The following is a 23909-nucleotide window of genomic DNA, read 5'->3' on the forward strand; positions in this document are numbered from 1 at the left end:
GGCCGTCATGAGCTGGACCGAAATCCTGGGGTTCGCCACCGGGGCCCTGTGCGTCTGGCTCGTCGCCCGGCAGCACGTCGCGAACTGGCCCATCGGCATCGCCAACAACGTCTTCTTCATCGTGCTCTTCGCCCAAGCCGGCCTGTACGCCGACGCCGGGCTCCAGATCGTCTTCATCGCCCTCGCCGCGTACGGCTGGTGGTCCTGGACCCACGGGGGTGGACCAGGATCCTCAGAGGCCCTGCCGGTGCGCCGCACCACGCGCACCGAATGGGCCGTACTGGCCGCGGCGGGGGCGGTGGGGGTGCTCGGGCTGACGCTCCTGCTGAGCCGCGTCACCGACTCCACCGTCCCCTTCTGGGACGCGCTGACCACCGGGCTCTCGCTCATGGCCACGTACGGCCAGTGCCGCAAGCTCGTCGAGTCGTGGTGGCTGTGGATCGCCGCCGACCTCGTGTACATCCCGCTCTACGCCTACAAGGGGCTGTACCTGACCTCGGCCCTGTACGTCGGCTTCCTCGCGCTCTGCGTGGTCGGCCTGCTCGGCTGGCGGCGCACGCTGCCGGCGCGGGGCGCCCGTACGGCGGCGGCGGAGGCGGCGGCATGAGCGGCGCGAGGCGTTTCGGCCACGGTCTCGTCCTGGGCAAGTTCTACCCGCCGCACGCCGGGCACCACCACCTCGTGCACACCGCCCAGGAGCAGTGCGAGCGGCTGACCGTGCTGGTGTGCGCGGCCTCGGTGGAGTCGGTCCCGCTCGCCGACCGGGTGGCCTGGATGCGCGAGGCGCACCCGGGGGCGGAGGTCGTCGGCGCGGTCGACGACATCCCGGTCGACCTGCACGATCCGGCGGTCTGGGAGGCGCACATGGCGGTCTTCCGGGGCGCGGTGCCCGGGCCGGTCGACGCCGTCTTCACCTCGGAGGAGTACGGGACCGAGCTCGCCCGGCGGTTCGGGGCCGAGGCGGTCTGCGTGGACCCGGGGCGGACGCGGTTCCCCGTCTCCGGCACGGCGGTACGGGCCGACCCGGTCGGGAACTGGGAGTTCCTGGGGCCGGGCGTACGGGCCGCCCTGACCCGGCGGATCGTCGTACTCGGCGCCGAGTCGACCGGTACGACCACCCTGTCGCGGGCGCTCGCGGCCCACTACCGGGCGCGCGGCGGGGTGTGGGCCGGGACGGGCTGGGTCGCGGAGTACGGGCGCAGGTACAGCGAGGAGAAGCTGGCGGCGGCGCGCACGGCGGACCCGGCGGCGACCTGGGAGGACGTGTCGTTCACCGCCGAGGAGTTCCCGGTGATCGCGCGGCGGCAGGACGCGGAGGAGGAGCGGGCGGCGCGCGCCGGCTCGCCGGTCCTGTTCTGCGACACGGACTCCTTCGCGACCGGCATCTGGCACGAGCGGTACATGGGATCGCGGAGCGAGGAGGTCGAGAAGATCGCCGCGCTGACGCACCGGGACCTGTACCTGCTGACCGACCACGCGGACGTGCCGTTCGAGGACGACGGCCTGCGCGACGGCGAGCACCTGAGACCGTGGATGACGGACCGCTTCCGCGAGGAACTCGAGCGGACCGGCAGGCGTTTCCTGACCGTGCGCGGGGACCGCGAGGCGCGGCTGGCGACGGCCGTGGCGGCGGTCGACGAACTGCTGGCCCACGGCTGGCACTTCGCGGACCCCCTGCCGGAGAACCGATGACGACCGCGGCCTACGACCCGCACGCCTTCGAACCGTTCGCGGTGACGGTCGACCTGGCGGTGTTCACCGTGCGGGGCGGGGCGCTGCACGTCCTGCTGATCCGGCGCGGCCAGGAGCCGCACGCGGGGGCCTGGGCGCTCCCGGGCGGCTTCGTCCTGCCGAGGGAGTCCGCGGAGACGGCGGCCCGCCGGGAACTCGCCGAGGAGACCGGCCTGCCGGAGGCGGTCGTCGCCGCGCTCCACCTGGAGCAGCTGCGCACGTACAGCGAACCGGACCGCGATCCGCGGATGCGGGTCGTCTCGGTGGCCTTCACCGCCCTGGTCCCGGACATGCCAGAGCCGGCGGCGGACGGCGGCGGCGACGCGGACCGGGCGCGCTGGGTACCGGTGGGGGAGGCCGGGGAGGTCGGGGAGGCTGCGGAGGACCTGGCCTTCGACCACGCGCTGATCCTGGCGGACGCCCGGTCCCGGGTCGGCGCGAAGCTCGAGTACACCTGCCTGGCGACGGGGTTCTGCCCGCCCGAATTCACCCTCGGGGAGCTCCAGTCCGTCTACGAGACCGTCTGGGGGACCGCCCTGGACCGCCCCAACTTCCGCCGCAAGGTCCTGGCCACGCCCGGCTTCGTCGAGGCCGTGCCGGGCGCCGCCCGGCTGACCGGCGGCCGCGGCAAGCCGGCCGCACTGTACCGGGCGGGCCCGGCGACCGCCCTGCACCCGCCCCTGCTCCGTCCCACGGAAGGACACACGAGATGACCCTGAAGAAGCGGGCGGCGACGGGGGCCCTGATCGGCCTCGCCCTCGGCGACGCGCTGGGCTTCCCGACGGAGTTCAACGACGTCCCCTCGATCCTGGCGAAGACGGGCCCGTGGCGGGACATGGCGCTCCCCCGCCCGGCGATCGTCACGGACGACACCCAGATGACGCTGGCCCTGGCGCGCGGCATCCGGACGGCGGCAGGAGGCGGGCGCCCGGCCCCCGGTCCGCTCACGGGCCCGATCCGGGAGGAATTCGTCGCCTGGTACCACTCCCCGGAGAACAACAGGGCGCCCGGCAACACCTGCCTGCGGGCGTGCAGCCTGCTGAACGACCCCTCCCGGGACTGGCGGGACGCGAGCCAGACCGGCTCGAAGGGCTGCGGGGCGAACATGCGGGTGGTCCCGGTGGGCCTGGTCCCCGGCTGGACGGAGGAGGAACGCGCCGGCGCGGCCCAGCTCCAGTCGGCCCTGACCCACGGCCACCCGACGGCGCTCGCGGCCTCGGACCTGACGGCCCGGGCGGTGCACCTCCTCGCGCAGGGCACGGAGGTGACGGGCCTGGTCGGCCAACTCCGCTCGTACGCCCTGCACCACCGCACGCACTACCACGAGCGCTGGCTGGGCGACCTCTGGATGCGCACGGCCTCGGACGCGACCCCGGAATCCTTCATCGCCCGCGGCTGGGACGAATGCCTGTCGGCCCTGGACCGCCTGACGGCCGCCCTGCGGACCCCCTCCCCGGAGACGGACCCGTGCCTGACGACGGGCGACGGCTGGATCGCGGAGGAGGCCCTGGCCACGGCCCTCCAGTGCTTCCTCCTCTTCCCGGAGGACCCCCTGACGGCCCTGCGCCGCGCAGCCTGCACGAAGGGCGACTCGGACTCCATCGCCTGCCTGGCCGGCGCCTTCGCCGGCGCCCACCTCGGCGCGGACGTCTGGCCCCGCGACTGGGAGGGCCGCATCGAGTACCGCGACGAACTCCTGTCCTTCGGCGCCCTCTGGGATGCGTGACACTGGCCGTGGCAGCACACGAGAAGCCGCAGGCGCATCATTGTGCGCCTGCGGCTTCTCGGTTTGGTGCTCCGGTCTGTCAGTTTATGGCCACGAACTCGGGAACTCCGACGAGCGCATCTGGATCATCGAACGATTTGAATTCAAAGGATAGCGGCGCCTTGGCTCGCGAAACTCTGATTCCGTGGAGACAGTTCGCACACCAGAACATGCTGTACCCGATCCTGGTTTCGGGATCCCCTATGTAGCGCAGCTTCAATTGCGATTTGCCGCACCTAGGGCAGCTCACGGCAAGGTTTCCATCAATCATCGCAGCCAAAGCCGACATCCACTGGGCGCGAGCCGTCACTGCGAGCCGCCCTGCGACTTGAAGTACTGCCAGAAGGAAGGTTCGATGGCGTGAGCCGTGTCCTCGTATGCTCGCCCGCCAACGGTGTCTTCAGCGCCCGGCCCGTAGAGTTCGAGCTGCATCACGTGCGTCCTTTCATGGCCAATCGTCTTGACCAAATTCTCCTCGGACGAGAATGCGTCCGGATAGAAAGTTATTCGCTTTGTGAGGGGATTAGTGTGGCCGTAAAGGTCTTTCCCTATGAGCTCGGACTGCCTGTTGATGGTCCATTTTACTCCGGACAGGCTGGCGCCGCCCTGCTGTGCATATTGCTTTACGGTCCTCCGCTGCATCGGGAGGGCCAGTCCGGAAAACTCGCCAGTGTTTACGCCTCGTCGAAACAGTGCGACCTGTGAGAACTTGGCTGCGGCCGAGGCTTCGGGAGCGGCCGGACCCAGGGGGAGGCTTGCAAGGGCACCGCCCTGGCCAACTCCCATATCGAAGGCGGCGCTGCTGATGTCCACGCCGTCCGCTGCGAATTCCTTGCGCATTGCGTCACCCGCGCACTCCACCTCCCCGAAGAGCTTGAACCCCTGACATGCGAACGTCAGGCCATCCACGATTCCCGTGAGGATGCCGTGCCCGTAGTCACGGTCATTACCGAGAGGCTGATCGACCCACTTGCCGCTGCAGCCCGCTCGATTGCAGGTGACCTTCCGGTGCCCGCTCTTGGGGCTCGCAGTGGATTTGCCGCCCTGCGGGGCGGTCTGCTGTCGCCGCTTCCGTTCGACGTAATCGGGGGCGAGGGTGCCACCGACTGCGTTGACCTCGGTTTCGTAGCGGGTGCCGTAGTCGTACGGGTCGTTGCCGTTATGGCACTTGTACATGCCGCTGGCGCACTCCTGGAGGGCCAGGCCGGTGGGGTCCCAGTAGGTCCAGGGGTTCTGGTTGGCGTAGGTGTAGCCGTGGAGCTGCTGGGCGTCCTTGAGGTCCATGATCGGGTCGACGGATATGAACCGGCCGATCAAGGGGTCGTAGTCGCGGGCTCCGATGTGGGTCAGGCCGCTGTCGGTGTCCTTGGTGCCGCCCACGAAGGTCTTCTCGCCGGCCCAGCCGGCCGGCTTGGCGCCGCGTTCTCCACCGAAGAGCCCGGTCTTGCGGCGGGTGACGGCCTGCGTGGCGTCGGCGGTGATCTGGGTGGTGCCCGTGTTGTGGTGGTCGGCCAGCAGGAAGATGAGCTTGCCGCCGGTGCGCATCGCGACCTCGCCGTAGTAGCGAGTGCCCTTGACGGCGCCTGCCTTGTCGAGGCGGAGTTCGTTGCCTCCAGGGAGGTAGAGGGTGGTGCCGGTCGAATCCTTGCGGAGCAGCCGCTGGCCCGAGGGGTCGTAGGTGAACGTGTTGCTGCCGGTGCCCTGGTCGAGGGACTTGAGGCGGCCCTCGGCATCCCAGGTCAGGTACTGGGTGGCACTGGTGCCGCTCTTGCGGGTCTTGGTGTTGCCGGAGGCGTCGTAGGTGAAGACCTCGTCACGTGGGTTGGTGCCGGTCTGCGTGACCTTGGGCAGGTCGTGCTTGCCGACGGTCGGGGCGGCGTACATGCGGACCGTGTCCGCGGTCGGGCCGGAGGCCGTCGTGTGCTGGGTTTCGGTCTTGCGGTTGCCGACAGCGTCGAAGGTGTACGAGGTCCAGTACGGGTCCTCACCGCCGATCACCGATGCGTTGGGCGCGGCCGCACAGGTCTCGCCCGTGTTGGTCCAGGCCTCGGTGATGCGGTTCAGCGCATCGAGGCTGACGCACTGGGTGTCGGTGGTGCGGGTGGTGTCCTGGCCGTAGGCGGTGGCGATCGAGGTCAGGCTGCCGGCTGTGTTGTAGCCGTACTTCGTGTCCTCGACGCGCTGCGGGGCCGTATCGCGGTCGGTATAGGTGCGGGTGACCGCGCCGGTGTGCTCGTCGTATTCCGTCGACCGGTACACGTGCTGGCCCACGGCGCCCATCTCCGCCCGGGTGGTACGGCCGTAGTGGTCGTACGTCATCGCCGTGACCAGACGGCTGCTGCCGGCGCCCATGTTGTTGAGGAGGCCGGAGACCGACTTGTAGGTGCTGCCGACCGTCTCCGCAGGCAGGTCGCCCATCGCCGGATGCTTCGTCGTCAACTGCTGACCGGTGATGTTGTACGTGTTCGTCCACTGGTAGGTGCCCGCCAACGCGCCCGTGTCCGGGGTGGAGGGGATGGTCACCTTGGTCGTCAGCGGCTGGTACGCGTCGTTGAAGAGCATGACCTCCGATTCGAAGGCCTTGCCGTCCACGTAGCGGGTCGACTTGGTGAGCTGCCCCTTGGCGACCGTGTCGTAGACCGACGAGGTCAGGAGCGTGGCACCCTGCTTGATCGCGGTGACGCGGCCCAGCTCGTCGTAATCATTGTGCAGCGTGACGCCACGGGCATCCGTGACGTCCGTTGCACGACCGCCCACGTCGTAGGTGGTCTTGGTGACTCCCTTGTCCGGGTCACTCGTCTCGATCTGCTGGCCGCGGACGTCGTACGTGTACGTCCACTTGGCAGTACCGGCGTCGGTGACCTGTCCCAGCCGTCCGAGCCTGTTGTACGTGTACAGCGTGGAGTGCGAGGACGTACGCGCCGCGTCCGTGTACTCCTTGGTCTCGACCGTGCGTCCGAGGGCGTCCACCACGGTCGTGGTGGCCGTGCCGCCCGGCGGGGGCACGACCGTGGTCGTGTCACCGGTGTAGGCGGTGGTGGTGCGCTTGGTCTCCGTGCCGAACTTCTTCGCCACGACGGCCGTCACCCGGCCCGCACCGTCGTACTCCGTGTCCGTGGACGCCGGGTACAAAGTCTGCTGACCCGTCACCAGCTCCGGTCCCGGGGTCCCCTCGGCGTAGTACGTCCCGGAACTGCGCCAGGCCTTGCCTAGGGTGTTGAAGAATGTTTCCGTGATCAGACGCCCTGACAGATCGGGCGACTGCGCCTGGGTCTGGCGCTGGCGCAGCAGACCGTCGAGGATCGCGTAGCTCGCGGCGTATTTGTAGTCGTGCGTGAGGGTCTTCGACGTCACCACGACCGGACCGTCATTGCGTACCAGGTACTCGAAGGAGCGGCTCGGCGCCTGCGGGTACGTCGCGGCCGGCCGGTTCGGGCCCCATGCCTTGGTCAGGCGACCCAGTGCGTCGTACTCCGTGCTGCTGACCTTTCCGTTCGGGTCGGTGACCTGCCGAGGCAGTCCGCGGAGTGGATCGAGCACCGAGGACGAGGCGTGACCCTTCGCGTTGGTCGCCACCGTGGCAGTCGGGGCTTCACCGGTGGCCGGCGTGTAGCCGGTCGTCGAAACCTGCCCGTACGCGTTCGCGGAGGCCAGCTGGCGTCCGTAGATGTCGTAGCAGAGCTGGTCCCTGTTGTCACCACAGGTGCTGGGGACGTAGGAACTGGTGTCGTAGTTGTCGCCCTTGGCGTTGATCTCCTCGGTCTTGCTGACCCGGCCCGCTCCCGGGACGCTCCCCAAGGTGCCGCCGTCGAAGTAGGTACGAACGTCCTTGATGACGTCGGTCGGCCGGTTCACCGTCGTGCCGCACGGCACTGCGATGGTTTCCACGCGACTGACGCGGTTGACGATCCACTTGTCCGTGTTGCGGGCGTACGTGGTGGTGCTGCAGCTCTCGTCGCCGACAACGGCCGTGTCACCGGTCTCGGAGACCGAGTCGACCATCCCGTAGTCGTCGAAGTGGTTGGTCGTCTCCAGCGTCTGAACGCCGCCGGTCACCGTCGTGCGGCTGGACTTCTTCTCGGTACCCGTTCTGTAGGCCACCAGGTCCGGCAGACCCGGGCGCGTCCTCGTGGCCACCGGGGCGGAACGCCAGGGCGTGTAGGAAATGGCGGACACGAGCTTGGCAGCGTCGTCACCGTTGTATGTGGCCGTCTCGCGCGGGCTGCCCGCGAACTCCGGCCGGTCGGTGACGGCGACGCCCGCCGAGTCCTTGACATCCCGGCCGTCCAAGCCGCGGAAGTAGCGTGACTCCGCGAGCGACTTGGGGTCGCCAGCCGTACCCATGCGGGTCTGGACCCGCTCGTATCCGCGGGCGATGGAGTGTACGCGGTTCTCGGGCTTGGTGAACTCGTCCGTGCTCTTGTCCCAGGCAGCGCCGCCGAGGTAGGCGTACGAGGTCACCGTGTCCGGGGTATCGGCCAGGTTGTCGCCCTCGACGACCTGCGTGACCACATACGTGTTGAACCAGTCCAGCTTGGCTGTCTCCCCCTCGAACATCCACTTCACCGGGTAGCAGCGAGTGGTGTTCGTCTCGTCCGGTTTGGGCAGGGTCGTTGCCGTGCAGTCGGGCTGGGAGTAGGTGACGCCGATGGTGCCGCCGGTCTCCGTGGTCACCTGGTACATCCGCAGGCGGATGAAGGGAGCCAGCCCGTCGCCGGTCTTGTCGACGCGGTTGGGCCGCTGCTCGCCGGCGAACGTGACCGGCGGGAGCGTGATGTCCGGGGCGTCGCCGGCCTTGCCCGTCCGCTGGATGGACTTCAGCCACAACGGGGTGGAGATGCCGTCACCCGAGGGCGGGAAGCTCTGGTCCAGCTTCCAGGAGTCGACGTCCTGGTACGCGCCGCCGGTGAGAAGCTTGGTGTTGATGCCGGTCAGACGGATCCGGGACCAGAAGGTGGGGGAGAACTGGCTCTTGCACTCCGTCGAGCCGTCCTTGCAGAACTGGTCGTACGGTGAGTCGGGCCAGTTCTTGGCGTTGGCTTCGTCGAAGGTGCCGCAGGTGCTCAGGCAGCGCTCGGAGACGTCGAAGGTGACCTGGCCCATGGCCTTGGCCGTGTAGACCGAGTCCGCGCGCAGGCCGTAGTCGATGTGGTCGAGCCAGCCGCCGCGGATGTACGGGGTGACCGTTCCCTTGCCCGTCGTCGCGGACACGTTGCGGCCGTAGTTGTTGGTCTCGGTCTTCCAGTAGTACGCCATCGCGTCACCGCCGGGGGCGACGACGTAGTCGAGCTGCCAGCGCCAGGCCTGCTGGCACCACGCGCTCGCGAACGAGGCGTTGTAGCAGGGCTCGCCGGCCTGGTTGCCGAATACCGGGACCGTCCAGGCGGAGTTCGTCGTCGGCGTCGACGAGTCCTTCCAGCCCGGGAGGCGGTTCAGGCCGAAGTAGTACTGGGTGCCGTCGGTCGTGGTGATCTTCCAGTGCTCACCGTCGTTGTCACCGTTGTTCGCACCGGTGAGCTTCTCGACCTTCTCGCCCGAGTCGGAGGCCGGATGCCAGCCCTTGCCCGCCTCGTACACCAGCTCCGAGGACTTGCCGCCCAGCGACAGCGTCACGTTGTCGTTGAACCAGCACAGGTCCCCGACCTTCGTCGTGTTCGTGCCGCCGGCCTTGTCCTCCTCACAGGACTTGTACCGGCGTTCGATGAACCCCGGCTCCCACGACCAGCCGTCACCGATCCACGAACCCTGCGTGTTCGACGCGGACGTCCTGCCGTCCACGGCTTGGGAGCTGTAGCCCAGGCCGATCGTCGGTCGGAGTCCGGACGGCACGGACGGTACGTCGACCTTGTACGACCAGGAGAACGCCCCGGTCGTGCTGCCGGAGTTCCAGGAGCCCGAGGGCTGGAGCGACGTGGCCTTGTAGTCACCCGTCGGGCCCGAGGCGTCGGCCGTGGCCGCGAGGACCATGGCGCTCGGTGCGGCGGCCGCCGCGGACATCGACATCGGCGCCGACTTGCCCGTGGTTCCCGTACCGCCCGGGGTGCTGATCTGCGCCGAGAGCTTGCCCGTGCGGGTGTCGTTCTTCGTCTTCAGCGGCTTCTGGGTACGACACTCCGCGCGCTCGGGGCTGGTCAGCGCACAGGCCGGGAGCTCGACCAGGTGCAGACGGGCGGCGTAGTCACCGCCGTACGCACCGCGGAAGGAGTCATAGTCCACCTCGACCTTGGCCGGGACGGAGTTCGGCACGCCGTCCGAGCGGCCGACCGACAGCAGTACGCCGTCAACGCCCGCCTTGCGGGCGGCGTCCTTGTCGGCCACCGAGACCTTGACCCGGCCAGGATTGGTGACCCCGGCCGCCGGAGCGTTCTGCGACAGGGCCGACTTGGCCAGTCCCGCATCGGCACGGGAGACCGTCACCGGCAGCTTGCCGGCACGCCCGCCCGTGGCCAGCGACACCTCGGCCGAGCCGGGAGCCGGCCACGTCGCCTTCGGTTTCTGCCTCTTCGATGAATCGGCGGCCGCCGCGTCCGGGCGCTTCGTACCGCCTGCGGCGACCTTCGTCACCGGAACTGCCTTCGGCTGCTTCAGGCTCGGCAACGGCGGGCCGTTTTTGGCCTCGGCCGCTACTGCTGCGCCGGGCAGCACGCCTGCGAGGACTGCGGCAGCCAATGCTGCGGTAAGTCCTCGCGTGCGAAATCGTCTCACACCCCACCCCAACTGCTGTATTGAAATTATCGGAGCGCAGACTAACAGGGTTGGTTCGGGATATCGGACGGGTCGTCAGATCGCATGAATTGCTATTGTTTGCGCGCAATGAATGCAAAGATGACCTTGCTGTGAAAAAACGGACACATGTGTGCTGGCGCGGTGAAGCCGCAGGTGGGGATGTGTGGCGCGGGTGTCGTGCCGGTAGAGTCGCACTCGGTATCAGTCAAGTATCAAATGGTGGGGAGTTTGCGTGGTGGAGGGGAGACCCCGTTGGGGTCGACGAGATAGGCGTATTTTTTCGGCTGGTATCTCTCTTGCTCTTGTGGGGGGAATTGCTGCGACTGGATTGTTCGCTCTGGCCCCGACGGCGGCTGTCGCAGCCTCGGCCGATCCCGTCGCCGACGGTTCGATGAGTGCCGAGGACTTCGCGCTGAAGAAGGCCAAGGAGACCGGGCAGCCTTACGAACTGGTAAAGGCGCGGACGCAGTCTTCGGACACATGGGCCATGCCCACAGGCAAGTGGTCCGTGAAGCGGTACGGAACTCCCGTGCGCGTGCGGCGCGGCGGTGCCTGGGTGGCGACCGACCCGACGCTGCAGTTCACGGCTAACGGGACCGTCGCCTCGAAGGCGGTCGCCGGTTCGGTGACGTTCTCCGGCGGCGGTACCGGGCCGTTCCTGTCGGGCGTGAAGGACGGCCGGACGTTCTCGCTGACGTGGCCGAAGGCACTGCCGAAGCCCACGCTGGCCGGGAACGTGGCGACGTACGCGAACGTGCTGCCGGATGTGGACCTGCAGCTGAAGGCCGAGGTCGAGGGGTTCTCGCAGCTGCTGGTCGTAAAGACGGCTGCGGCGGCCAAGCACCCTGATCTCGCGACGCTGAGGTTCAAGCTGGACACGGTGGGCCTCAACGTCTCCACGGACGGGACGACCGGGCTGATCAAGGCGGTCAACCCGGCCGGACAGGACGTGTTCACCGCGTCCACGCCGATGATGTGGGACTCCACGACCACCGCGGGCTCGGCTTCCGCGGCCAAGACCACCGCGTCCCGTGCGCTGGTGACCGCCGAGGGCACCGCGCCGGCGCCGTCGGACGTGTTCGTGCCGCCGTCCGGGGCCAAGGACGCCCAGATGCCCACGACGGTGTCGGGCGGGACCCTGGAGATCAAGCCGGACCAGGCGCTGCTGACCGGTGCGGCCACGAAGTACCCCGTGTACATCGACCCTTCGGTCGCGTGGAGCGAGCACCACGACTGGGCCTGGGCCTACCGCAGCTGGCCGAACAGCTCCTACTGGAACACCAAGGAGGACGTCCGGGTCGGCTACGAGAGCGAGACGAACGGGCTGTCGCGGTCGTTCTTCCAGCTCGACACCGCCAACATCAAGGGCGCCCAGATCACCAAGTCCACGTTCCGCATCAGGGAGACGTGGTCCTGGTCCTGCACGGCGACCCCGGTCGAGCTGTGGAGTACCGAGGCGATCTCGTCGGATACGACCTGGAACTACCAGCCCAAGCGGCGCCGCATGCTCGATACGGTGAAGGCCGCCAAGGGCCGTGCCGAATGCGCTGCGGGCAATCTGGAGTTCAACGCGACCTCCATCGCGCAAGAGGCCGCTTCCAACGGCTGGAACGCGGTCACGCTCGGCCTCTACGCGCCGAACGAGAGCGACCAGTACCAGTGGAAGCGCTTCGACCCGAAGACCATCGTGCTGGAGACCGAGTACAACAACCCGCCCGGGACTCCGTCCGGCCTGGGTACCTCGCCCGCCACGTCGTGCACCGAGGGCGGAGCGATCGGCAATACCCGCATTGCTCTGTACGCGAAGGCCGAGGATGCGGACGGCGGCAACCTGCAGGCCGAGTTCCAGCTCTTCAAGGCCGGCCAGAGCACTCCGGTCGCCACGCAGGCGCTTCCGGCGCTCAGGGGGCGCGTGGTGACGTGGTCGGTCCCTGACGAGACCCTGGTGAGCGGGTCCTACAGCTGGAAGGTCCGCATCACGGACCAGGACAACGCGTCTTCCGCCTGGTCTCCCACCTGTACCTTCTCAGTGGACCGGACCAGGCCCAGCCATCCGCCCGTGATCGGTTCCGCCCAGTTCCCCGACGGGTCGGCGGGATGGCCCGCCACGACCGGCGTGGCCCGGACACGCGGTTCCTTCACTTTCGGCGCCAATGGCGAGACGGACCTGAAGGAGATCTGGTACTACACCGATGACCAGCCGCGGCTGAAGTCGGTGGCACCCAACGGCAGCGTCGACATCACCCCGCCCGGTGCCGGCCCGCACCACGTCTACGCCTACAGCGTCGACAAGGCCGGCAACCGCTCCGACACGTCCGCCTACACGTACTACGCCAAGCGCTCGGCCGTGATGGACGGCCCGGGTGACCTCAACGGCGACGGCAACCGCGACATCTGGACCCTCGACGCCAAGGACCAGCTCCTCACCTACACCGGACAGGACGACCACACCTTCGTCCGTGCGAAGTCGGAAGACGGCGGGTCGGCGTTCGGCGGAGCCCAGATCGCCTACCAGGGCGACTGGGACGGTGACGGTGACAACGACCTGGTCTCCCTCCAGTACAACTCGGTCGTGGGCAAGAAGCAGCTGTCGACGTACTCGAACACCGGCCTGGGAGCGGTGGACAACCCCATCGATCTGAACGTGAACCGGGAAGAAAACAACCACTGGTTCAACGCGGAACAGATCATCGCCCCCGGAGACCTCGACGGGGACGGGCTGCAGGACCTGTTGGTCAAGCAGGGCAAGCAGCTCTGGGCGTACCACGGCAGCCTCTTCAACCTCCTCGACGAGACGGAACCCGTACTCGTCGGCAACGCCGACTGGGACAAGTTCACCGTCATCACCCCCGGTGACCTCAACGGCGACAAGGTCCCCGACCTGTGGCTGCGGGAGAACGCCACCGGCGACCTGTTCCGCACCTACGGGAGCAAGGGACCCGACGGCAACCTCGACCCCACGGCCTGGGGCAGCATCGCCGCGCGTGTCAAGATCGGGACCGGCTTCGACGAAGCCACGTACCCGTCCCTGGGCTCGGTCGGTGAGATCACCGGCGACACGCTCCCCGACCTGTGGGCGCGCAAGGGCGGCAAGGTCGTGGCGTGGCCGGGCAAGCAGCCCGACGCCAACGGGATGTCCTTCGGTACCGAGTTCGTGATCGCGGCCCAGCTCGGCGACGTACCGGTGGCCGGCACCGAGGTCGGAAACGGCAACGACCGCGTCCGCTGGGCGGACTTCGACGGTGACGGCAGGCTCGACTACACCCTGATCGCCGACGACGGGACCGTCTCGGTCTGGGTCAACAACGGCGGTGACGGATCCGGCGGCTGGAAGCTGCTGGGCCAGGTCCTCAAGGGCACCACCACCGACCGCTCGCAGGTACGCCTCGCGGACTTCGACGGTGACGGCAAGTCCGACTACGTGGTGATCAATGCCAACGGATCGCTGAACGTCCGGCTGAACAAGGGCGGGGGCGACAGCGGCTGGAAGGACGTCGGCCAGGTCTTCGCCGGTACGACCACCGACCGTACGAAGGTCCGCCTCGTCGACTTCGACGGCGACGGCAAGTCCGACTACCTGGTCTACGGCGACGGCGGCGACGTGACCGTCCACCTCAACAAGGGCGGTGACGGAAACGGTGGCTGGCAGGCCCTCGGCAAGGTGTCGGGCGGTGTGACCTCGGACCGCTCCCGCGTGCGCTGGGCCGACTCCAACGGTGACGGCAAGGCCGACTACCACGTGATCAAGGACAACGGCGGAGTCGACGCCTACCTCAACCAGGGCGGCGACGGAGCCGGCGGCTGGAAGCCGCTCGGCCAGGTCACGACCGGCTTCACCACCAACCGCCAGCTCGTCCAGCTCGCGGACTTCACCGGCGATGCCAAGGCCGACTACATCCTCGCCGGGCCGAACGACAGCGCCATCGTCCACGCCTGGAACGGCGGCGACAACAGCAGCAGCAACGGCTGGATCGCGCTCGGCACCGTCATGGCGGGAGCCGACGCCCACCCCGCGCCCTCCTCGGCCTTCTTCCACTCCATCAAGTCGCCGACCGGTGGCTGGGCCCCCTTCAGCCCGCTCGCGGGTGTGGGTGGTGCCGGCTACTTCCAGGGATCCGAGAACGCCATCACCTCGACTCCCGACGGGTCGGTCCAGGTACTTGGCACCGGCACGGACGGGAAGCTCTACCACGTGGCCCGGTACCCCAATGGCAGCTGGACCAAGTGGGGAGCGATCGACGGAGCCACGGCCGGCTCGACGTGGGCTTCGCGTGACGAGGCCATCGCGGGCATGCCCAACGGTGACGCGCAGGTCATGTCCATCGGATCCGATGGCCGGATCTACCACAACGCCCGCTACAGGAACGGCTCCTGGCAGGGCTGGAACCCCGTCTCGACCTGGAGCGCCCGCGCGATTGCCGCGACGGGCATGCCCAACGGCGATCTGCAGGTCGTGATCGTCGGACTCGACGGCAAGCTCTACCACGCCGCCCGCTACGCCAACGGCTCCTGGCAGCCCTGGAACGCGATCGACGGCTATCAGGGCGCCACCGGGTTCGCCGCCTCGTCGGTGGCCATCGCCGCGATGCCGAACGGTGACGCCCAGTTCGTCGCCGTCGGCAACGACGGGCGCCAGTACCACACCATCCGCTTCGTCAATGGCTCGTGGCAGGGCTGGAGCCCGATCGGCGGAGTGGACAACGCCACCAGTGTGGCCATCACCGGTATGTCCAACGGTGATGCGAACCTGGTGGCCGTGACCCCGGACGGGATCACGTACCACAACGCCCGCTACGCCAGCCGCAGCTGGCAGGGCTGGGTTGCCCCGGGGTTCGTGGCGAACGACGCGGGGGTCACCGGGACGGGGAACGGGGACGTCCACGTGCTCGTCAGCCATCGCTGACCCCGTGCGCCCGTTGCGGCCAACCTGAAACCCGACCGGCCCGGACTGCCTGCAGTCCGGGCCGGTCGGCCGTTCGGGCCGACTGCGCTCCCAGGCTAGACGGCTGACGCCCGGCGGGTGCGGACGAGGAAGTCCTCCACCCGGGCCAGGTCCGGGGCTTCGGGGAGAGGGGTCGTGGCAAGGGCCGTCTCCGACTCCGTCGTCAGGCGGGTCATCCAGGTGTCGACCTCGGACCAGGTGAGTTCGCCGCGCCTGACCGCCAGGAGGCGGTCGCGGTGCTCGGTGGCGTCGATCGTCAGGCGGCCCGTGCGCAGGAGGTCGCGGCAGGACAGGAGCAGGCGCAGCAGGTGCATGGCGTGCTTCCAGCGCGGGGCGCCGTGGATGCGGACGTCCGCGACGAGTTTGGCGTGCTGGGACGCCGCGTACCGGGTGAAGGTGGTGTGGGCCCGGCGGGAGAGGAAGGCCTCCCGGAGGGAGAGGAGTTCCTCGCCCACCGGGGTCAGCCGTTCCACCAGCGGGGAGTGCAGGCACTCCAGGATGTTCGGGTTGGCGCGCAGGGCGAGTTCGCAGAAGCGTTCCAGCTCCCAGGAGAACTCCTCCTCCCGCGGGCCCTCCACATGGGTCGGCGGCTTCTCGAAGCGCCAGTAGAGGGGGGTCGGGGCCAGGTAGACGCCGCGCCGGTCGGTGTCGCTCGCCTCCGTGGCCAGGCCGAACGCCCGGGAGCCCATGACGCACGCGTAGACCGTGTGGTCGCGTACCAGGGTGAGGTTCAGGGCTTCCGCGGGCGTCGACTGCTCGTTCATCCGGGGAGCGTAGGCGGGCGCGGCTGCGCTACGCGAGCGAGATATCGCCGTCCGGGGCCACCGAGATCTTCTTCTCCGCCAGGGGGCGGGTGGCCGGGCCGTGGGCCACGGCGCCGTTCGCGATCTCGAACTTGCTGCCGTGGCAGGGGCAGTCGATGGTGCCGGCCTCCACCTTGTTCACGAGGCAGCCCTGGTGCGTGCACACCGCCGTGAAGCAGCGGAAGGACCCGGCCGTGGGCTGGGTGACGACCAGCTTCTCCTCCTTGAGGATCGTGCCGCCGCCCACCGGTACGGCCGAGGACTTGAGCAGGGACTTGCCGCCGCCCGTACCCGACGAGGGGGAGGGGGACTGCGCCGCCTGCGGAGTGGAGGCGCTGCCCGGCTCGCTCTTCGGGTTCTTGTCCTCGCCGCCGCACGCGGTGAGCGTGCCGCCGGCCAGCGCGGCGACGGCACCTGCCGCCAGTACCGTGCGGCGGGTGGTCGGCGTGGGGTCGCTCATGGGGTTGCTCCTCGATCCGGTCCGGGATGGGGGGATGGCGAGCAGCATCCTGGCGCCTCCCGGGCCGCAGGAGAAGCCCCCGCGCCGACGGGCCCCCTAGGACCCCTGCCCCCACGGGGCCAGTTCCGCCGGGCCGCCCGGCGTGCGGACGACCTCCCAGACGCGGACCACGGCCGCCCTGTCCAGGGGGCCGTGGACGTGCGGGTAGCGGCCCCCGGATTCACCCTCGCGGCGGACCTCCGACGTCAGGGCCCGTTCGTCGAGCTCGACGGCCAGCAGCGGGCCCGGTACCTCGCGGTAGTGCGCGTCCGCGATCTCGAGCACCGTCGGGCGGTCCGCCGAGCAGTGCACGAAGCCCTCGGAGTCGAGCGAGGAGGGGGCGTACGGAAGCTCGGGCGCGGCGGTCCAGTCGGCGAGCGGCACGATGTGGAAGATCATGACGACGGTTTTACCGCAGCCGCCGCCGACTTCCCGTACCAAGTGGCGGCCCGGAGCGCAGTGGGCGACATTGATCGTGCGCCGAGGGCCCCGCCGCCGTCCCATCCCACATGACGGGCTGCCGGGCCCTCGTACCGCGTGCGCTGGCTACCCTGGCCCTGACTTGCCGTTAGGCACCCGTACTCGGCACCCGCCCGTATCCATATCCGCATCCGTATCCGCATCCCTGGAGCGCCCCCGTGAGAACCGCCGTCGTCATCGGAACCGGACTGATCGGCACCTCCGCGGCGCTCGCCCTGGCCGCCCGCGGCATCACCGTCCACCTCGCCGACCACGATCCGGCCCAGGCCCGTACGGCCGCCGCGCTCGGCGCCGGCACCGACGAGGCCCCCGACGGCCAGGTCGACCTCGCGATCGTCGCCGTGCCGCCGGCCCACGTGGCCGCGACCCTGGCCGAGGCGATCGGCCGCGGCGTGGCCCGCGCGTACGTGGACGTGGCCAGCGTCAAGGGCGGGCCGCGCCGGGAGCTGGCGGCCCTCGGCGTGGACGTCACCGCGTACATCGGGACCCACCCGATGGCCGGCAAGGAGCAGTCGGGGCCGCTGGCCGCGACGGCCGACCTCTTCGAGGGCCGGCCCTGGGTGCTGACCCCGACCCGGGACACCGACCACGAGGTGCTCAACCTGGCCCTCGAGCTGGTGGCCCTGTGCAAGGCCGTACCGGTGGTCATGGACGCCGACGCGCACGACCGGGCGGTGGCGCTGGTCTCGCACACCCCGCAGCTGGTGTCCAGCATGGTCGCGGCGCGCCTCGAGGAGGCCGACGAGACGGCGGTACGCCTGTGCGGGCAGGGGATCCGGGACGTGACGCGGATCGCCGCGTCGGATCCGCGGATGTGGGTGGAGATCCTCTCGGCGAACCCGGGACCGGTGGCCGACGTCCTCGCCGGGATCGCGTCCGACCTGGAGGCGACGGTCGACGCGCTGCGCGGGCTCCAGTCCGCGGACGTCGAGAAGCGCCGCGGCGGCGCGGCCGGCATCGAGGACGTGCTGAAGCGGGGCAACGCGGGCCGGGTCCGGGTGCCGGGCAAGCACGGCGCGGCGCCCATCGCGTACGAGACGGTCGCCGTCCTGATCAGCGACCAGCCGGGCGAGCTCGCGCGGATCTTCGCCGACGCCGGGCGGGCCGGGGTCAACATCGAGGACGTCCGGATCGAGCACGCCACGGGCCAGCAGGCCGGTCTCGTACAGCTGATGGTCGACCCGAGGGCGGCCGCCGCCCTCACCGCGGAGCTGCGTGAACGGGGCTGGGCCCTGCGCCAGCAGTAGTCCCGCGGGCCTCCTCCCCGGTACTGGGCGGCGCCGGTGCCGGGGGCCGGTAACCTTGGTGAGGGGCGCTTTGGCGCGCCCGGACACGTACGCGCAACCAGGAAGGTGCCCGCACCGTGGAAACCGCAGCTCCGTCCGCCGTGATCGTCGCCATCGACGGTCCCTCCGGCACGGGCAAGTCCAGCACCTCCAAGGCCGTGGCCGCCAAGCTCGGGCTGCGCTACCTGGACACCGGTGCCCAGTACCGGGCCATCACCTGGTGGATGATCACCAACGGGATCGACACCGACGACCCGCACGCCATCGCCGTGGCCGCCGGCAAGCCCGGCATCGTCTCCGGTACGGACCCGGCCGCGCCGACCATCACGGTCGACGGCCTGGACGCCTCCGGCCCGATCCGCACGCAGGAGGTCACCTCCAAGGTCAGCGCCGTCAGCGCCGTCCCCGAGGTGCGCACCCTGATCACCGAGCTCCAGCGCTCCATCGCGGCCTCGGCCGAGGGCGGGATCGTCGTCGAGGGGCGGGACATCGGCACCACCGTCCTGCCCGACGCCGACCTCAAGGTCTTCCTGACCGCGTCCCCCGAGGCCCGCGCCGCGCGCCGCAGCGGTGAGCTGCGCGGCAAGGACGCCACGGACCTCGCGGCCACCAGGGAAGCCCTGATCAAGCGCGACGCCGCCGACTCGGGCCGCAAGACCTCCCCGCTGGCCAAGGCCGGCGACGCGGTGGAGGTCGACACCACCGAGCTCACGCTCGACCAGGTCATCGAGTGCGTCGTCACTCTGGTGGAAGAGAAGCGGGCGGGGCGCAAGTGAGCGCAACGCCCTCCCTCAAGGGTGCGGCGCTCGGCCGGCGGATCGGCATCGGCCTCATGTACGGGCTGTGGAAGCCGCGCGTACTGGGCGCCTGGCGCGTGCCGGCCTCGGGCCCTGTCATCCTTGCCGTGAACCACGCGCACAACATCGACGGGCCCATGGTCATGGGCACCGCCCCGCGGCCGCTGCACTTCCTCATCAAGAAGGAGGCGTACGTCGGCCCGCTCGGCCCGTTCCTGGACGGGATCGGCCAGGTCAAGGTCGACCGTACGGGCGCGGACCGGGGCGCGATCAGCAAGGCGCTCGCGGTGCTCGACAACGGCGGGGCCCTGGGGATCTTCCCCGAGGGCACCCGCGGCGAGGGCGACTTCGCCTCGCTGCGCGCCGGGCTCGCGTACTTCGCGGTCCGCAGCGGCGCGCCCGTCGTGCCCGTGGCCGTGCTGGGGAGCACCGAGCGCCAAGGGCGGCTGGTCCGCGGACTGCCGCCGTTCAAGAGCCGGGTCGACGTCGTCTTCGGCTCCGCCTTCGACGCGGGCGACGGCACCGGCCGCCGCACCAGAACGGCCCTGGACGAGGCCACCGTACGCATCCAGAGCAGGCTGACCGCCCACCTGGCCGACGCCAAGCGCCTCACCGGGCGCTGAGCGAGACTTGACCCAGTAGTGGTCCCGCGCTGCGCGGGCACCACCGACCACCACGAACGACGAGGAACGGACTTCATGAACGACCAGCACGACCACGGAGCGCTCGGCGATGCCGAGTACGCGGAGTTCATGGAGCTCGCCGCGGAGGAAGGCTTCGACGTAGAGGACGTCGAGGGCGCGATCGCGGAGGCCGGCCACGGGCCGCTGCCCGTCCTCGCCGTCGTCGGCCGCCCGAACGTCGGCAAGTCGACCTTGGTGAACCGCATCATCGGCCGCCGCGAGGCCGTCGTCGAGGACAAGCCCGGCGTCACCCGCGACCGCGTCACGTACGAGGCCGAATGGGCCGGCCGCCGGTTCAAGGTCGTCGACACCGGCGGCTGGGAGCAGGACGTCCTCGGCATCGACGCCGCCGTCGCCGCCCAGGCCGAGTACGCCATCGAGACCGCCGACGCGGTCGTCTTCGTCGTCGACGCCAAGGTCGGCGCCACCGACAGCGACGAGGCCGTCGTCAAGCTGCTGCGCCGGGCCGGCAAGCCCGTCGTCCTGTGCGCGAACAAGGTCGACGGCCAGAGCGGCGAGTCCGACGCGGCCTCCCTGTGGTCCCTGGGCCTCGGCCAGCCGCACCCCGTCTCCTCGCTGCACGGCCGCGGCACGGGCGACATGCTCGACGCCGTCCTCGAGGCCCTGCCCGAGGCGCCCGAGCAGACCTTCGGCGGCGCCCCGGTGGGCGGGCCCCGGCGCATCGCGCTCATCGGGCGCCCGAACGTCGGCAAGTCCTCGCTGCTCAACAAGGTCGCGAAGGAGGAGCGGGTCGTCGTCAACGAGCTGGCCGGCACCACCCGCGACCCGGTCGACGAGCTGATCGAGCTCGGCGGCGTCACCTGGAAGTTCGTGGACACCGCGGGCATCCGCAAGAAGGTGCACCTCCAGCAGGGCGCCGACTACTACGCCTCCCTGCGCACGGCCGCCGCCGTCGAGAAGGCGGAGGTCGCGGTCATCCTGATCGACACCACCGAGACGATCAGCGTCCAGGACCAGCGCATCATCACGATGGCCGTCGACGCCGGCCGCGCGATCGTCATCGCGTACAACAAGTGGGACGAGCTCGACGAGGAGCGCCGCTACTACCTCGAGCGCGAGATCGAGACCGAGATGCAGCAGGTCGCCTGGGCGCCCCGCGTCAACGTCTCGGCGCTCACCGGCCGGCACATGGAGAAGCTGGTCCCGGCGATCGAGACGGCCCTCGCGGGCTGGGAGACGCGCGTCCCGACCGGCCGGCTGAACGCCTTCCTCGGCGAGGTCGTCGCGGCCCACCCGCACCCGATCCGCGGCGGCAAGCAGCCCCGCATCCTGTTCGGCACCCAGGCGGGGAGCAAGCCGCCGCGGTTCGTCCTCTTCGCCTCCGGCTTCCTGGAGCACGGCTACCGGCGCTTCATCGAGCGCCGCCTGCGCGAGGAGTTCGGCTTCGAGGGGACGCCGATCCACATCTCCGTGCGCGTGCGCGAGAAGCGCGGCGCGCAGTACAAGAAGAAGAAGTAGCAGCGGCACTGGTCCGGGGTCAGTAGCCCCGGCGCGGAGCGGGCGGCAGGGCCGCCGGGATGTGTTGCATCCCGGTCTGGTGCTGCCGCCCGCCGCCGTATGCGGAGCCGGTGCCGGAGGAGCCGGCGTGGTCGCCGCCGCCGGCCGCGGAGGACCCGGCGTACGCGTACGAGGGCTGCGGCGCCGGGGCGTACGCCGCCGGCCACGGGTCCGTCTGCCATGCGGAACCGTTCCAACCGCTCCCGTACGAGCCGCCCCCGTACGCGGAGCCGCTGCTGCTGCCGCTCCCGCCGGCGGCGCCGCCGTACGTGCCGCTGCCGGCGCCGTACGCCGAGCTGCCTCCGCCCGTGTACGCGCTGCCGTACGAGAACGCCGTGAACCCGAGGTCCTCCTCGCCCGTGCGGTCGCCCGGCAGGGCCCGGAACGCACGCAGGTACTCCGAGTACAGCGTGTCGTAGATCGGGGTGTGCGAAAGGGCGGCCGGAGCGCTGTCCCGGTCCCTTGCGTGGCGCATCGGGGAGACGGTGCTCGCGTGGGCAGGGGCGCGGGAGGGGTCGTATGAATGCACGTATCAGCCAACGAACCCGGGGCCCTGCGGATGCGGGGGTAGGGGCAGAAAACGCAGATGGCCGGTGGGGGCGCCCCCACCGGCACACGGCTGCGCCGCCCCTGGTGGGAGGGGCGGCGCAGCCGTACGGGATCCCTGCCGGCGTCAGGCGCCGGGGGTGCCTGCCAGCGGCATCGAGGCCGCCACGAGCTTGCCGCCGGCGGCGGCCTTGTCCAGCGCGTCGCGGAGCAGGTCCTCGCGGGGCTGCTGGCCGATGGAGCCGACCGGAGCGGCGTAGATGAGGACGCGCTGGGTCTTGTTGACGGCGGCCCGCCAGCCGTCGGTGACCGACAGTGGCTGGTGCGCCTGCCACCAGGCGACCTGGCCGCCGCCCTCGGCGCCGGGCTGCAGCACGGCGTGCAGCAGGCCCGCGGCGAGCAGCACCGACCAGCCGGCGAGCGGGGAGGGCAGCTCGGCGGTGTCGGTGACCGGGATGAACCCCTGCTCGATGAGCAGCGGCAGGAAGTCGTCGCCGGGGCCGGTGGTGCCGGGGCGGGCGATCGGCGCGGTCGGCTCGACGACGAGGGCGGGGTGCAGTTCGCCGCCGATCAGGACGAGGCCGCTGGTGATGCCGAGGACGGCCTGGCCGCCGGGCACGTTCTGCGGTGCGGCCGCGGCGGATCCGCCGCCGGCGGGGCTGTCGCCGGTGATGCTGCGGACCGCGCCCTGCAGCTGCTCCTCGGAGACGGTGACCACCTGCGAGGGGATGCAGCCGGCGTGGGCGAACGCGAGGACGGCCGTCTCCTCGCCGACGAACAGCACCGTGCTGGTGCGGTCGGTCTCGGGGTCCCCGGGAGTGCGGCAGGAGGTGCAGTCGTAGCTGCGCGGTGCGTCGGCGCCGGTGAGCAGCCTCTCGGCTTCTTCGTCACCGATCTCGGCACGTACCTCATCACTGACGTCGAGCATGCGGGGCACGGGCTGGCTCCTCGGACTAGGCGAGCGGGGGCCGGGCGGTTCCCGGCTCGCCGGGCTCAACGGCCGAGCGGCGGCCGGGGTCACGCCGTTGGAGGGAACGGAATCGAACCTGGCCCCCGGAGGGGTGAACGGTCGGACCGGGGCTTTGTTTTCGTGCCAACTGTTGTCTGGGTGTGCGCAGTTGATGGCCGCTCCTGGCCGTTTCGGGAGGGGGCGGCGGATCGGCCGACCGGGTGGGGTGCGGGACGGGCCGCGTGGCGGGCCCAGGCGGGCGGCGCGGTGCTGCGTAGCGTGACGCGATGCCCGACCTCCGGATCCGGCGGGCCGCTTCCGCGGTCGCTGCAGCCGCCGCGCTGGCTCTCGTCCTCGTACTCCCGTCGAGGGCCGGCGCGGCTCCGCCGCCCCCCGCACCCGGGCCTGCGGGGGCGGCTCACCCCGGCTCGCCCGGGACCATCGGGAACGGGCCGGGGGACTGCGGGCCGGGCGGGCAATGGCCCTGGGACTGCGTGGCCGACTGCGAGAGCAGCGGGCGCTGGGCGGTCAACACCGGCAACGGCTTCTACGGGGGCCTGCAGTTCTGGCAGCCGACCTGGGAGGAGTACGGCGGGCTGGTGTTCGCGGCACGGGCCGATCTGGCGAGCCGGGAGCAGCAGATCCGGGTGGCGGAGGACGTGCTGGGGGACCAGGGGTGGGACGCGTGGCCGGTGTGCTCGAAGCGGTACGGGCTGGCGGGCCGGATGCACGTGGTCCGCGCCGGGGACACGCTGGACGCCATTGCCCGGCGGTACCGGGTGAAGGGTGGGTGGAAGGCGCTGTACGAGGCGAACCGGGCGGTGATCGGGCCGAAGCCGAAGGCGCTGGTGGTCGGCACGCTGCTGGCGTTGCCGCCGTCGCCCCCGGCGGCTCCGGTTCCGACCCCGATGCCGGTTCCGATGCCGGTTCCGGCCGCTCCGGTCCCGAGCCCGACCCCGACGCCGGTTCCGACGCCGGTTCCGACGGCTCCGGCCGCTCCGGTCCCGGTTCCGGTCGCGAAGCCGTCGGCGGCTCCGAAGCCACCGGCCGCTGCGGCGGCCAAGCCCGCCGCCCCCATTCCGGCACCGACCCGCGTCCCGACGCGTACGCCGGCTCCCGCCGCCGTACCCGCTCCCTGACGGGGTGTCGGCCCGCGGGGGGCGATTCGGAAGGCTGCCGGGCTT

General features: G+C 70.5%; 16 protein-coding genes. 10 read left to right on the top strand and 6 right to left on the bottom strand.

From position 1 onward, the window contains the following. The first annotated feature begins 7 nt into the window (after nucleotides 1–7). Genes pnuC through AB5J51_RS30135 form a run of 4 tightly spaced genes read left to right on the top strand, consistent with a single transcriptional unit; the run spans nucleotide 8 to nucleotide 3457 of the window. A complete protein-coding gene (gene pnuC / locus AB5J51_RS30120) occupies nucleotides 8–607 on the top strand; it encodes a nicotinamide riboside transporter PnuC (protein WP_240805573.1) in 600 nt (199 codons plus the stop codon). Further along, nucleotides 604–1692: an AAA family ATPase gene (locus AB5J51_RS30125; protein ID WP_369779078.1), complete on the top strand. Its 1089-nt coding sequence runs from the start codon at nucleotides 604–606 to the stop codon at nucleotides 1690–1692. Before pnuC ends, AB5J51_RS30125 begins: the two co-directional genes overlap by 4 nt. Next, nucleotides 1689–2444 (top strand): NUDIX domain-containing protein, encoded by a 756-nt coding sequence (locus AB5J51_RS30130; RefSeq protein ID WP_369779079.1) that lies wholly within the window; start codon nucleotides 1689–1691, stop codon nucleotides 2442–2444. Before AB5J51_RS30125 ends, AB5J51_RS30130 begins: the two co-directional genes overlap by 4 nt. After that, nucleotides 2441–3457: an ADP-ribosylglycohydrolase family protein gene (locus tag AB5J51_RS30135; RefSeq protein WP_369779080.1), complete on the top strand. Its 1017-nt coding sequence runs from the start codon at nucleotides 2441–2443 to the stop codon at nucleotides 3455–3457. Before AB5J51_RS30130 ends, AB5J51_RS30135 begins: the two co-directional genes overlap by 4 nt. Nucleotides 3458–3802: 345 nt before the next feature. Here AB5J51_RS30135 and AB5J51_RS30140 read toward each other — a convergent pair whose 3' ends face one another. Continuing rightward, entirely contained in the window at nucleotides 3803–10165 is a 6363-nt protein-coding gene (locus AB5J51_RS30140) for an RHS repeat-associated core domain-containing protein (protein WP_369779081.1), read from the bottom strand. Between the two features lie 448 nt (nucleotides 10166–10613). On the opposite strand from AB5J51_RS30140, the gene AB5J51_RS30145 reads away from it, so the two are divergent. Next, nucleotides 10614–15125, top strand: coding sequence for an FG-GAP-like repeat-containing protein (locus tag AB5J51_RS30145; protein WP_369779082.1), 4512 nt, complete (start codon nucleotides 10614–10616; stop codon nucleotides 15123–15125). Between the two features lie 95 nt (nucleotides 15126–15220). On the opposite strand, the gene AB5J51_RS30150 is transcribed toward AB5J51_RS30145, so the two are convergent. The 3 genes from AB5J51_RS30150 to AB5J51_RS30160 form a co-directional block, all read right to left on the bottom strand. Continuing rightward, complete coding sequence (locus AB5J51_RS30150; protein ID WP_369779083.1) at nucleotides 15221–15928, bottom strand: DNA polymerase beta superfamily protein; 708 nt, start codon at nucleotides 15926–15928, stop codon at nucleotides 15221–15223. Nucleotides 15929–15956: 28 nt separating this feature from the next. Next, the gene (locus AB5J51_RS30155; protein WP_053785907.1) at nucleotides 15957–16427 is read right to left on the bottom strand and encodes a Rieske (2Fe-2S) protein; all 471 of its coding nucleotides are present in this window, start codon (nucleotides 16425–16427) and stop codon (nucleotides 15957–15959) included. A gap of 96 nt (nucleotides 16428–16523) precedes the next feature. Further along, a complete protein-coding gene (locus tag AB5J51_RS30160) occupies nucleotides 16524–16865 on the bottom strand; it encodes a DUF952 domain-containing protein (RefSeq protein WP_053785906.1) in 342 nt (113 codons plus the stop codon). 239 nt (nucleotides 16866–17104) lie between these two features. Here AB5J51_RS30160 and AB5J51_RS30165 point away from each other — a divergent pair, with 239 nt between their 5' ends. The 4 genes from AB5J51_RS30165 to der all read left to right on the top strand — a co-directional run bounded on the left by AB5J51_RS30165 (nucleotide 17105) and on the right by der (nucleotide 21191). Then, nucleotides 17105–18193 carry a prephenate dehydrogenase gene (locus AB5J51_RS30165; protein WP_133898438.1) on the top strand — a complete coding sequence of 363 codons (1089 nt, stop codon included), beginning with the start codon at nucleotides 17105–17107 and terminating at the stop codon, nucleotides 18191–18193. A 116-nt stretch (nucleotides 18194–18309) separates the two neighbouring features. Beyond that, entirely contained in the window at nucleotides 18310–19008 is a 699-nt protein-coding gene (gene cmk / locus AB5J51_RS30170; protein ID WP_053785904.1) for a (d)CMP kinase, read from the top strand. Nucleotides 19009–19064: 56 nt separating this feature from the next. Further along, a complete protein-coding gene (locus AB5J51_RS30175; RefSeq protein WP_078987250.1) occupies nucleotides 19065–19652 on the top strand; it encodes a 1-acyl-sn-glycerol-3-phosphate acyltransferase in 588 nt (195 codons plus the stop codon). Between the two features lie 75 nt (nucleotides 19653–19727). Further along, nucleotides 19728–21191 (top strand): ribosome biogenesis GTPase Der, encoded by a 1464-nt coding sequence (gene der, locus AB5J51_RS30180; protein ID WP_133898439.1) that lies wholly within the window; start codon nucleotides 19728–19730, stop codon nucleotides 21189–21191. Between the two features lie 19 nt (nucleotides 21192–21210). Here the strand turns inward: der and AB5J51_RS30185 are convergent, their stop codons facing one another. Together AB5J51_RS30185 and AB5J51_RS30190 are read right to left on the bottom strand one after the other, a co-directional pair. Beyond that, entirely contained in the window at nucleotides 21211–21705 is a 495-nt protein-coding gene (locus tag AB5J51_RS30185) for a hypothetical protein (protein ID WP_240805575.1), read from the bottom strand. Between the two features lie 198 nt (nucleotides 21706–21903). Then, a complete protein-coding gene (locus tag AB5J51_RS30190; RefSeq protein WP_053785900.1) occupies nucleotides 21904–22713 on the bottom strand; it encodes a hypothetical protein in 810 nt (269 codons plus the stop codon). A 299-nt stretch (nucleotides 22714–23012) separates the two neighbouring features. Between AB5J51_RS30190 and AB5J51_RS30195 the strand changes: the two genes are divergently transcribed. Further along, nucleotides 23013–23864 carry a transglycosylase family protein gene (locus AB5J51_RS30195; protein ID WP_369779084.1) on the top strand — a complete coding sequence of 284 codons (852 nt, stop codon included), beginning with the start codon at nucleotides 23013–23015 and terminating at the stop codon, nucleotides 23862–23864. Nucleotides 23865–23909 lie beyond the last annotated feature (45 nt).

Origin of the sequence: Streptomyces sp. R33, assembly GCF_041200175.1 — a bacterium.
Lineage (GTDB): Bacteria > Actinomycetota > Actinomycetes > Streptomycetales > Streptomycetaceae > Streptomyces > Streptomyces katrae_B.